Here is a 12802-nt window from a genome sequence, read left to right on the forward strand (position 1 = left end):
ATCCTTTTGCGGGTAAATCAACCGAGGGGCGAAACGGCCAGAGCCTCAGTCGCTGGCGGCGCTGCCGGGACGACGGATGAAACCGTTTCGAGTGTCACCCCCTGCAGTTCAAGCAACACCTGGCCGAGTGCATCGACCACGTCGAAACGGCCGTCGGTGTACTGCACGACAGCATCGGCGCTCGACGGAGGAAGACCGCTGAGCGCCATGCGATCGATGCGCCATTCATGCGGCAAGGCTTCGCCGCTGTCCGTGTTGTCGGCGATGACCGCGCGCAGGATGTTTTCGAGGTGATTGGCCGGCAGCCGCAAATCGGGTGGAAACGGAATGGCCCACAGGTCGGAGGCATCAGCCGGAACAGCGCAGCCGATACGGCCAATACCCTTCGACCGATCCAGTGGCACCTGCCAGTCGGCCGCGGGTAGCACGTGGGCATTCCACGCCGCGGCCGTCGACGACGGCAACGCTTCTTTTGCCATCAGGCCTTCGGCAGGCCAAGTGATCCGGCGGACAGACGGCGCCGCGCCAGCCCGATAAACCAGCGTCAGGCTCAGCAGCCCGACCTGCGTGGCAGCGTGCGCGCAATGCACATCCACGTGCCAGAGATCGCCGAGCAAGTAGCCTTTTGCCTCGCTGAGCACGTCGATCCCGGCCTCAGGCTCGCCTTCGAACGGCAACGCGTGCAGATGGACCGCGACATTGATCAGCGCATCGAGACGCTGTGGCTCAACAGTCGCCGGCATGACCCACGCGCCGACCGAACAAGCATGCTCGATCAGCATCGATGCCGGCAACGCATGCCGTCCGCCGAAGCGAAACGCCTGCGCAAATGGCACTTCGATCGGGTCGATGCGATAGCGCGTCGCGAAAGACCTGAACGGTCGAAACCGTAGCGGCTCGCCGGCGTGATGATGACGTGTCACGAGATCGGCAATGTTCGGCAACTCCAGGATGGGGCTGAACCCCTTGAGCTGGACAGGCGTCAACGCGGGCCCCACTGCGCCCATGAACATCACTTCGCCGCTGTCCCGGCTGGCGAACTCGCGCAGCCAATGGCGCACGCCTTCATCGGCTGCCATCGGCGTGACATAGCGTTTGGTGACGGCGAAGTTGGTGATCATCCCGACGCTGTCCCACGTCGGCCACACCAGCGTCTTCACGCTGCATGGCAGCGCGTGACGTTGCGCCCACAGGCCGAGCCGCGCCAGTGCCTCATTGGCTGCCGCATAATCGGTTTCACCCGTCATGCCGCCCCACCGCCCGGTCAGCGATCCGACATTGCAGAACTGCACGAGACGCGGACAGTCAGCTACGGCCGCGCAAAGATTGGCAAAGCCGCCAACCTTGGTACGCACGGTGTCGATGAAACTGTCAGCGCTCTTTTGCGGCAAACGCACGGGCCGGTCCACGCCGGCGTTATGGACGACGACGCGCAAAACGTCGCGCAGTTCGCCGCACAACGCGCGCACGGCGGCGGCATCGGTCACATCGCAGACACGGTATTGCACGGGCAACCCGCACGATGCAATTTCGTCGAGGGAAGCCTTCAGTTCGCGCCGACGCTGCAGTCGCGCCAGTTCCTCACGAATACGCTTTGGCGTGCGTTCCCGCGTTGCGAGGCGAAGTTGCTCCTGGCCGTAGCGGCTGAAGCCCGCGTCGTCGAGCGTCATCCACGGTTCGCTGCCGTCAGGCAGTGGTTCGCGCCCCGTGATGATCACGGTACAACCATAACGGCCGGCCATTGCCTTCGCGCATAGAAGACCGATGCCGCGGGCACCGCCCGAAAACAGTACGACGTCGCCCGGTCCCAGATCGGGCGCGGACCCAGCCGGTAACGCAGGGAGTTCGCTGCGTCGCGCCTTCAACGTATAGCGGCGCCCGGCGCGATAGCCGACTTCGAACAGGCCCCAGCGATACAGCTCGCGCACGACCAACTGATCGACCCTGCCGGCTTCGTTGGGGGCGACATCGAGCACGCGCACATTGCAGTTGGGCACCTCCTGCGGCAGCGTCTTGGCGAGCCCCGACCACAAGCCGCCCAGCGGTTGCGCAACGGCGTCGCCGTAACCCATCGATCCGTCCATCCACGTTACTGCCATGTAGAAAAGACGCGACGCGCTCTCTTCGACCTCCCAGTCGCCATAGCATGCCTGCAGCATGGCGATGCTATGGCGCATCGGCATTTCCCATTGGTTCGCCGCCGCTAGCGAAAAAGACTCTTCGAGGCCAAGATCGACGATGCCGTCGAATGGTCCGGATTGCTTCACCAGCGCTTTCGCTGCCTCGACAGGATCCGCGTCGACGCCGGGAGCAAACACGGTGGCTTTCGCGCATGCTCGCAAAAGCGCCACCGCCACGCGCTCGGCCGTGCCGGCTCGTCCGTTGACGATGACCACACGTTTGCCACCTAACGCCGGCGAAGGCGTCGAGGGCAACGCTTCTATTTCGGACGGAAACCAGGTGAAGCGCAAGGCCGGCACCATGCCTGTGGCAGCTGGTGGCAAGACAGGCGCAGACCGTGGCTCGGGGTTGGCTGGCTTCACCACGACTACTTCGTCGGACAAGGGCCCGGAGGAAGGCAAGGCCGGAGCCTCCGCAAACGGGCAACCGCTCGTAACTTCCCGTTGCGGTTTTGCACCGCAGGCCGCGTCCGAAGTGGGAGACGCGGCCCCCATGCCGGGATCCGGGCGTTGCGTGGGACTCTGGCGCTGACGCGGCTTAACGATGAGGCGTATGCCTTGCAACGGCCTCAGCGAAATCAGCGCGCCTCGCTCGATCGGATGACCCGGCAATGCGTTCAGATCGAAATGCTGCGCGACCACTGCCGTCAGCACGCGCATCTGCAGCAATGCAGTCTGAAAACCAATGCACTTGCGCATGCCGCCGCCGAACGGAAAGTACCCGAACCTGTGACGGTTCGGCGCGTTGCTGGCGAAGTTCTCCGGGTCAAACGCCTCTGGATTGTTCCAGAACGCCGGATGCCGATGCGTGACATAAGGCGACATGAAAACCGACGAGCCGGCTGGAATGTGAAAGCCGCCAATCTCGTCGTCTTCCGCCAGATCGCGCGTGAAGCCCCAGATCGGCGGATAGACGCGCAGCACTTCGTCCACCACCTGCGTAAGGTAAGGCAGCGCCTCCAGATCCTCCAGCGTGGGTGCACGCCCGCCAAGCCGGGCGTCGAGTTCATCGCGCAGCCTGCGCAGCACGGCCGGGTACTGCGCAAGCGCATACAACGCCCACGCCATGCCGCTGCCGGTCGTCTCGTGCCCGGCGAGAAAGACTGTCATCACCTCGTCGTGGACTTCCTGTTCGCTCATCGGCGTCCCGGTCTCGGGATGACGCGAGTTCAGCAGTAGCGAGATGACATCGCTCGCCTCGCAATGTCCGGCGCGATGGTCCTCGACGATTTTCCCGATAATCACGTCGAGATTCCTGCGGGCCTGAGCGATGCGGCGATTGAACGGCGTCGGCATCCAGCGAGGGATAAAGTCGTTCATATTGCCTTGCGGCATCATCGCCGCAATGCCAAAGCGCACCGACGGTCCAACCTGTTGCGCGTGCTGCGAAATATCGGTGTTGAACACCATCAGCCCGAGCATGCTCAAGCTCAGGTGCATCATCTCCTCCACGACTTCGACCGGTTCGCCGGACGGCAATGCCTGCCAGCGACGCACGAGCGCAAGCGCGGCATCTCCAACGGCGGCAATATGTTCTTCGACCTGCTTCTTGTGAAACAACGGCTGCACCGCGCGGCGATGACGTCGCCAGAAGTCGCCGTCGGTGGTCAGCAGCCCATCGCCGAAGAACAGCTTGAAGCTCTCGTAGAAACGGCCACGTACGTAGTTGCGATGATTCTCCTGCAGCACGTACTGCACATGATCGGGATGCGCCAGCGCATGAGTCAGGAAGGGGCCGAGCCGATTGCGCGCGATGTCCCCATACTGCTGCTGAAGCTTCAGCAGCATGGTGATCGGGTCTCGCTTGTACTCCTCGAGGTTGCCCATCACCAGGCTGCCGCGCGGGCCGGGCGCCCGCTGTTTCGTGTTCATGCCGGGAGCGCGTTGGAAGCAGAACGCGCTGCGACCAGCGCGTCGACCTCAGCCTTTGCGACGTAGGCGCCACTCACGCGATGCACATAGCCGATGATCACGCCGGTGACATCTTTCATCTGCATCAGCATGCGGCCATCGGGTCTGGCCACCACGAAGCGATTGCGTGAACCGGCACCCTCAAGTGCGAATTCGCGCGGCGTGGCATACAGGTCGATGCGCTTGTAGCGACGCGACAGCTCGCAATCGTTGCCGTCTTCGTAGATGTCGATGCGCCGGATGGTGGTCGGAGCCGCCAGCGGGATATAGTCGTCGGCCACGTAGTTGAGCACGGCGATCCGGGCCAGTCCGTCGAGCATGATGCTGGGCACGACGAAACGCGAGAACACGGGATCGTCTGCGGGCACGCCAGGCTGGTAGCGAGCCCGCTTGCCGAGCTGGGACGAGCCCGTGCCGGTCGTCGATACGAACATCCCGTCCAGGTGCACCGGCGCCGCTTCGAAGTGGTAAGGATCGGCAACCGGCGTGTGTCCCTCCTCAGGCCAATGCGACCAGCTCGGTGCCGGCTCATAACGTGGCGCAAGCAGCGCCTTGATTTCGAAATGCAGCTTGTCGCGCACCAGCACCTGGCCGGCTGGCGCCAGCACGTCTCCGGTGACGCGGACCTGCACAGTCACCAGTTCGCCATCGCGCTTGACAATCTGCGCGTGGATCCGCTTCACACCCGGCCGCTTGACATCGTAGACCCTCAGGAAATGATGGAAAACGGCGTCCTGAAACCCCACCACCTTCAGGCCAGGTATCAACTTCAACGAAGCTTCGGCGGCCAGCTCCGGCACGAACGTCCCCGGCAGCGTCGCAAAACCATTGACCACATGATGTTGCAGGTATGCGTCGGTCTGGAGATCGAACATCCGCTCGAACGTCACGCTGTCGGCAGTACGCTGGAGTTCGCGTCCCAGATAGAACTCGCCGGCTCCGATGCCGTCGGTCCCGCCGGACGACGGCATCGGAGCATCGAAGAAAGCTGGCAGGTGAGCTTCAATAGCGCGCTTCTCGGGCACGCCGAGATGCACGGACGCGGGCGCACGCTCGACAAGATTGATCTCGCGCAGGAAGTGATGAATCCCCTCTTCCGTGCGCATGCTGGTAAACAGGCCACTCTTTTCGAGGAAGGCGCGGGTGACCGGATTCGCGCCCAGTCCCACCGAGTGCCACAACGTCCAGCCGATCGTAAATTCGTCGTAACCCAGCGCGGCACGGTGATACGCGGCACGCGTGTTGAGAAAGTCATTGCCGGACGCGTAGTCGGTCTCGCCGGCCTGCCCGGTCAGTCCGATGAACGACCCGAAGTTGCACCAGGCGCGTGGCTGGCTAGCAGCGAATGCTTCGCGAAGGTTCCAGTATCCCCGCACCTTGATGTCGCGTACCGCGACAAAGTCTGCATACGACTTGACCTGTACGGACGCCGAACGATTGAGACCCGCGGCGTTGACAACCAGATCAATCCGGCTTTCACGTGCAGTGATCTGCCGTACCGCGGCCTGAACGCTGTCCGCATCGAATACATCGGCACTCAGGTAGTGCACGCGGTCCACGCCGCAATGCGCTCTCATTGCTTCGATGTTACGGCGTGCCGTGCGCACCTCTACCTGCCGCTCGAACGCCTTGGTGATCTGGGGCAGCGGCATCGCTGGATGCAGCGCCTTCTGCTCGCGGATGTACTGCGGCCGCCGCCGGGCGAATTCCTCGTCACTACCGGCGAAGGTCTCGGGCGGATACTCGTCGAGCCGGCTGCTTCCCACCAAGTAGAGGGTGGGACGGTAATGTGCGGCCACAGCTTTCATCAATTCGGCCGTGATGCCGCGCGCCCCGCCGAATGCGACCACGACCGAGTCGGGCCCGAGCCGCGCCAGCCCGTCGGGCGGCAGCTCGCCCAACGCCTCCGTCACGCGGGTTGTCAGCCGGCGTGTACCGCTCAACGCGACCACTGGCAGCAGGTGCTGCGCCCCGCTCTCATGCTCGGCCTGCGCGACGGCCTGGCGAACATCGGCGCTGTCGGTGAATACCGCAAGCACACGCGTTTCCGGCAATTCGATGGCGAGCGCCTTTGCTAGGCCGGAGAACAGACCGGCCTCGGGATGCAGCACTGTGTCCGCCACAGCGTCAAGCATCAGAGCCAGAAACGAGCCGTGCCGGGACAATCCGTCATGGCAGCGCTTCAATGTCAGGAAGACAAGGTCATGCAGCGCCAGCAGAGCAGGCACAGGACCGGACAGACGGCCCGGAACCAGCCTGTCGACGTGCAACGAGGTCAACAGCCGCACATGCTGAACGTCGGACGATAGTAAATTGCCCAGCAGCGCCTGGTCGGATGCTGCCACGTGGTGCCATCCGGATCGCATCTCGGGAAGCGGCTGCGTCGACATGACGATCAGGTCGGACGGCAGCGATTGGAGATCCATCAGCAACCCGGGAGCGTCGGTCACTACCACGCATTTGGCGGGGAAAAACGCGACCGGCGTACCGCCTGGCTGCCAGGGCATGTCCTGCAAATCAATGCGATAACGCTTGATGCCCAAGGGTTCGCCGTCGGCTGCGATACCGGTTTGATACAGACTCTCTGCCAGCGCAACGGGAGCAGCAGGTGTATGCGTCTGCGGAGCGGGGACGGACCTGGTTACTGGCTCGGGCGATACTCCCTGTGACGCCGCGCTTGCATTGACAATCTCCTGCTTCGCCGTCGAGGTCGGCGTCGCACGCCCGTATCCGTGCGCCACATGAGGACTCGTGAGATCCGGGCCAATGCCTGGCGACACATTGCCACGACTCAACCGGAGTGCGAAGCGGGCGCGGTCGCCTGGGTTACTCGTTGTCACGGTGGCCGTGACCTCATCCCGCACCAAAGCACTTAACACAGCCAGCGCAGCGTCGGCACCCGCATAGGTCACTGGCCGGCCGCCGCTGTCGCACAGCGTAGGTGGGGGCGTTCCATCCGTGCGCGCCTTGTCGCTTTCGACCCATGCCAGCACAGGCAGTCCCGCAGCCTCGGCACGCGTCTTCGTCGTCACGGCGAACAGCACGCCCCCCTCGGCCAACGCGGTGTCAAAGGCAGGCTGAACCTCCTCGGCAACGTTCCCGTTAATGCCGCCGACGATCACCATATCCAGTTCGCCACTGTGCAGGAAACGCCCGGCAACTTCGAAGGCGGCCAAGGTCGACGCGTGCCCTGCATCGACGGTCATGTTCATGCCGTGCAGGTCATGGTAGTTGGCGACTCGCGCCGGAATCACATTCGGCATCATGCCGGGAAATGAATTCTCGGTGGTTGAAGGCACCAGGCTGTGTGTCTTCGCGCGCAAACTCGACAAGGCGTCCGTCATGCAACGGATGTCTACGGTGCCGGCATCGCCGAGAATCGCTATCTCGATGTCGTCGAGATAACAGCGGCTCGCATACAACGCTGCGTTGCGCGTGGGACCCATATGACCCATCACGAGGCCAATCGTATCGGCGTGCGCATTCCAGAAGGGCCGAAGCTGTTCGCGCATATCGTGCGCAACGTCGAGCGCCATCAGTTGGCAACGGTCAAGTGCGCGCAGTACGGCCGGCGGCATACGCACACGATCAAAGCCGGGTAACGGATAGGTAAGGCCGAAGCTTGCGTGGGGCGCTGGACCTTGACCGCGTAACCATGCCGACACTGCATCGCGACCATCGAGGCCAGGGAATTTCGCCGACCAGCCCACGATTGCCAACGGCTCTTCGGGGCGAGGCCTGACCGAAGGGGTAACAGGAAGATCGGGCCGGTACTCGCTCACCACCAGGTGGCCATTTGTGCCGCCAAACCCGAAACCGGAAACCGCTGCGGCACGTGCCCTGTCCGCTTCGCGCGGCCAGTCGACCGCCTGCTTCGGGATGGTGAGACCGGTCGTCTCCAGTTCGAACTCGCGGGGCGCATCCGAAAAGCGATGCTGCGGCGGAATACTGTCGTGCTGCAATCCCAGCAATACCTGAATCAGCGACACCACGCCCGCAGCCCAGCCTGTGTGGCCAACCAGCGATTTATTCGAGGTCAGCTGGACTGGCCGGTGCTGCCCGATCATTTCCCTCAAACTCTGGAACTCGGCCAGATCGCCCGCTGGCGTTCCGGTGGCATGCGCTACAACCCAGTCGATCTGCTCCTTTGCTGCGCCAGGCTGTTCATAGGCGCGACGGATTGCGATACCTTGACCGGCGGAGTTCGGCGCGTAGATCGCCTTGCCCTTGCCATCTGAAGACGAGCCAAAAGCCTTGAGTATCCCTAGCACACGGTCACCATCGGCGAGAGCACGCTTCAGGCGTTTCAGGATCACGACGCCGGCGCCATCGGCAAACAGTACGCCGTCGCACGCTTGATCAAGCGGCCGGACTTCGCCGCTGCGCGACAATCCGTGCAGTTTCGAGAACAGGATCGAGCCGCGAGGCCCCAGAGCGAACGCCCCGCCGCAAGCGACAAGGTCGTGTTTGCCGAGTAGCAGCCCTTTGATACCGAGATCGACCGAGTACAACGACGATGAACACGCGGTATCGACCATCATGTATTCGGCGTCGTCGGGAAGTATTCCCTTCATTGCATCGAGTCCGACCCGATGAGGGAAAAATTCCGGGAGACCACCGGCCCCGCGTGCATAGCGTGCCGTCAGTACCGCATCGACATGCGACAGACACGCGTCGCGTTCCTCCGGCGAGACGCCGGACTCGTCAAGTACGCCGCGAAGACGTGCCCGTGTAGCCGCGAGCACCATCCCTTCTTCAAGATGCTGACTGCCGTCCGCGGTGTAGCCGACCAGAAACGAAGTGCGATCGCTGTTGCGTATCCGGACGCCATCAAGCGCTTGAAGCAAGGAGTGGCGCAGCCATAGCGTAGTGAGTTCCCGCTGCTCCACGCCTGCGTCCATTTCGGACTGCAGACGCGGCACCGCCTTGAAACTGTCGATGAACACTGAACGGGACTGGTAACTTTTGTCTTCGGCCGATGGATCCGCCGAATAGAAGGACCGATAGTCCCAACGGTCTGGAGGCACGTTGCCAAACAGTTCCGGCCCTTCGAGGAGTGCCCTCCAGAATGCCTGAGGACTATTGGCACCCGGAAGCGCCAACCCCATGCCCACGACCGCAACTTCGTCGCCCTCCGCGTCGTCCGCCACCAACGTGAGACCGCCGCGCGGCGACATCTGCGAAACCGCGGGCGCGGGCGGTGCCGTCGCCTGCGCGGCCCACTCGACGCGAGGAGAAAGCCCTTCGCTACATAGCGATAGTCCACCGTCAGCCACCACCACCTGACCCGTCACCCAGCGCGCCGAATCCGATGCCAGAAACACCACCACATCGGCCAGGTCTTCGGCGCAAGCCAGCCGCTTCAACGGTGTGGCCGCAATGCTTGATCGCCGGGTATTCTCGTGGTCCGGAAACTGCATAGCCACGTCGCCGTCGATCAACGTTGACGAGGCGCTATTAACCCGTACATTGTCCGACGCATATTCGACCGCCAGATAACGGGTCAGCGACTCCAGCGCGGCTTTCGCCGTCCCTACCACCAGATAGTTGGCTGGCACCAGCGTCGAACCCACCGAAGACACATTCACGATGGCTCCGCCACCCGAACGTGCCATCAGAGCCGCCGCGCGTCGTGCGCACCAGAACGCTCCCTTCAGATTGGTATCCAGCGCACGATCGAAATGTTCGGCAGCGATATCGTCCACGCCGAGCAGTGCACCGGATGCCGCGTTATTGATCAGAATATCTAGCCGACCATACTTTGCTTCGATCTCATCGAACATCCGGTCGACCTGAGCTTGCTGGGCCACCGATGCCCGAATCACGTCGACGGTGGCGCCAAGGGCTCGCAGCTCCGCCGCCGTCTCCCTGGACGCATCCAGCGAGTGGAAAAAATTCACAATGACATGGGCGCCCTGCTCAGCAAAACGCCGGCAGATTGTCTTACCGACATTTTTCGCCCCACCCGTCACCAGAACCAGCTTACCCTTCAGATTGAAGCTCGACATAGCATGCCTATCCAGAACCACCATGAAAAATACCGCTGCATAGCGCCGGTGGCCTGGCGGCCACTCCTCGCCTGAGATCTTCTGTCCTAATTGCCGGCCATAGTTGCCGCGCCTTGATGCGCGTAGACAAAGTCCACGATCTGTCCCATCGACTTGAAGTCGCCAGAGCGGAAACTGGCAGGCAACGGCGGCAACCGGTATAGCTTGCTAATGCGCTGGATAATTTCGGTTTGCTTGACGGAATCTATTCCGAGTTCGGCCTCAAGCTCGACCTCTTCCGTAAAGACTTCAATGGGGTATTCCATCGCTTCGGCGTAAATAGCGACGAGCTCATCAAATAACTGATTGCGTGGAATTACGACAGACTCGTTCGATGCACTTGACAATACGTTAGGAGTCGCGCCAGAAGCGACAGGCGAACCGTGGATCGTTGCCTGATCCGCCTTCGTATCCACTAATCGCACCGGTTGCGATACCTGTTTTTCCCGCTGATTATTCAGTTGAACGAATTGTTCGAACTGCAGCTTGATTTGAGCCGTGATAGCAGCACCGCTATCGCGCCAGAATACCTCAAAATCAGGCTGAATCATTTCGGCCTTAACGTTGACGTTCACAGTATTAATCTCCTTGAAATATTGAGTGATTTTTCTGATATTGCCCGGCTCGTCAGCTGCGTTCACGACACCCGGAAAAGTCTTGACTGTCCCCGGTCCAGTGATACGGATGACGATTTTGCTGAGCGCATCGAGCGCACCACATTCGACATAGACGCCAACGCCTTCGGATTGCAGGAAACGAATGCCATCGTGAAATTTGACGGGCATTGTTAAATGCCGAGCCAGGCAGTCCCCAAAATTGTCTGAGTTCCGGTAATACCGCCCCAGAATTGGCGAGTAGACAGCACGCTCCAGCAATCTGGGCGAGCAGGATTTCACTCGGCAGGAGAAAGCATTGGCCGCTTGGGCAAGACTGGTATGGTGAAAGGCGTACGGCGACTTCAACCGCTGGGCCGCGATGCCGTCCTTGCCACAATGAACGACGAATGCCGCCACATTGTCGGCGTGCCCCGAAACCACCGTCTGGGAGCGGTGATTCTCAACGGCGATTTGAATCCGGGCGTCCTCCTCGTCATCGCGATCGAGATAAAAATCTGCCAGCCGTGCACGCACGGACTCCCTTCCGGCCGACACCGCCGCCATACATCCGTGATGCGGCGCGGCCGCGGCCAGCGATTCGATGCGGTCACAAACAATCTCGGCGCCCTGCTCAACAGAGAAAACGCCGGCACATACCAATGCTGCAATTTCACCAAAACTGTGCCCCACCAGCACCTCTGGGCTGATACCCTCCGCACGGAGAATTTCAAAGTTGGAAACTGAAATGGTGTAAATGGCTAGCTGAAAAATATCAGGAGCGTCTTGCAGAATTTTTTCCGTTTGGCCATCCCCGCTCCAGATTATCTCCAGCAGCGAGCGGGCGAGCCGACGCTGCGCCACCCCCTCAACGGTATTCAAGATTTGCTCAACGCCGCGATATGACAGCCTTGTAGCGCGCAAAGCCCGGACATAAAACGCGCCCTGCCCTGGGAATAGGAATGCGATCTGACTCATACAGAAAGGCTCTTGGTCATTCGGCACGATCGTGCGCCAGTTATCATCACGTGGATTTTTATCTGACTTAAAAAATTCGATTGGGGCCGGGCTACAGTTATCCTTTGAATTTCGGAGCTTTAAACAATTCCGGTGGATGAACCATTTCCGTCTTTTAATCGCGAATTCAAGTTGACCTTTCATCCAGGAATATCTGGAAGGTGGCACCAGAACGCCCCGGCATATCCGGATTGAATTCGTCCATGCCGGAGCGTTGCTTCCAGAGTCGCGAGAATGCTGCGACTGCTGGTTACTGCCATTACGTCAGATTAGTAATGTTGGCCGCCGATCAGCGAATTGCCCACATTTACGAATGCGGTCGTCAACGTTTCGCCAAGACTGTACGCAGCGCTGCCCAGCGGAGCAAACAACCCACCAGTCAGAGCGTTGCCGATGGTTTCTCCAGCGGTGCCGACTGCTTCACTAACATTTCCAAGAGCATCGAAAATACTTCCGCCGCCATAATAGGCGCCAGAGACCAGAGCGACTTCCTGTTGATTAAGTTCTTTCATAGAGATTCTCCGATAAATGCCAGATGGCCCATCTGGCTGGGTACCAATTTGCCACGCGTCAACGCATTGCAAATCAATTCAGAACATCGTCCGCTATCCTATGCATTTCAAAATGATTGCACCTAACCCGCCACGAAGTTCATTGGACGACGTTGCAACATGTGCAAACTATGCGCCAGCAGCGTTCAAAATTCCGACTAATATATTCAATAATTCGATATAATAAAGTTCGCTGGATTACTTAACGAGGCTTCGCTATTCATGCAGTTTGTCTTAAAGATTTATGCTGTGACGTAGGCCGGTTCGTTCAAACAGAATGAATACAAGACGACAGCGTTGCGAGTGCCCAAGAAGTCTGATATCCCTCGCTCCTTGGCGCTCAGTAATATTGCAAGAGAAAAATTGTATCTGTCATCGTCGTGAGGCGTAGTGACAATGCCAATGCGAATTGGCACGGCAAAACGTATGCGAATTTTCGGTAATCGCTGTCTTTTGATTCTGCCAGGTACCCCGCCGCGCGGATTGGCCTAGGCAGGCTGGCA

At 60.6% G+C, this 12802-nt stretch carries 4 protein-coding genes; all 4 read right to left on the reverse strand.

Annotated features, from left to right (window positions below; translation table 11 throughout):
* Nucleotides 1-17: 17 nt before the first annotated feature.
* Nucleotides 18-4052: a cytochrome P450 gene (locus BGI01S_RS28505; protein WP_042329771.1), complete on the reverse strand. Its 4035-nt coding sequence runs from the start codon at nt 4050-4052 to the stop codon at nt 18-20.
* Nucleotides 4049-10099: an SDR family oxidoreductase gene (locus BGI01S_RS28510; protein ID WP_062857798.1), complete on the reverse strand. Its 6051-nt coding sequence runs from the start codon at nt 10097-10099 to the stop codon at nt 4049-4051. The genes BGI01S_RS28505 and BGI01S_RS28510 overlap by 4 nt, the downstream gene beginning before the upstream one ends.
* Before the next feature lie 86 nt (nt 10100-10185).
* On the reverse strand, nt 10186-11709 hold the full coding sequence (locus tag BGI01S_RS28515) for an acyltransferase domain-containing protein (protein WP_042329768.1): 1524 nt from the start codon (nt 11707-11709) through the stop codon (nt 10186-10188).
* Between the two features lie 308 nt (nt 11710-12017).
* Nucleotides 12018-12260 (reverse strand): hypothetical protein, encoded by a 243-nt coding sequence (locus BGI01S_RS28520; protein ID WP_042329769.1) that lies wholly within the window; start codon nt 12258-12260, stop codon nt 12018-12020.
* Nucleotides 12261-12802: the final 542 nt, after the last annotated feature.

The organism is Paraburkholderia ginsengisoli NBRC 100965 (assembly GCF_000739735.1).
Classification (GTDB): Bacteria; Pseudomonadota; Gammaproteobacteria; order Burkholderiales; family Burkholderiaceae; genus Paraburkholderia; species Paraburkholderia ginsengisoli.

Coding starts and splice junctions, on each gene's coding strand:
- BGI01S_RS28505 (WP_042329771.1), bottom strand. CDS start 4,052: ATGAACACGAAACAGCGGGCGCCCGGCCCGCGCGGCAGCCTGGTGATG.
- BGI01S_RS28510 (WP_062857798.1), bottom strand. CDS start 10,099: ATGTCGAGCTTCAATCTGAAGGGTAAGCTGGTTCTGGTGACGGGTGGG.
- BGI01S_RS28515 (WP_042329768.1), bottom strand. CDS start 11,709: ATGAGTCAGATCGCATTCCTATTCCCAGGGCAGGGCGCGTTTTATGTC.
- BGI01S_RS28520 (WP_042329769.1), bottom strand. CDS start 12,260: ATGAAAGAACTTAATCAACAGGAAGTCGCTCTGGTCTCTGGCGCCTAT.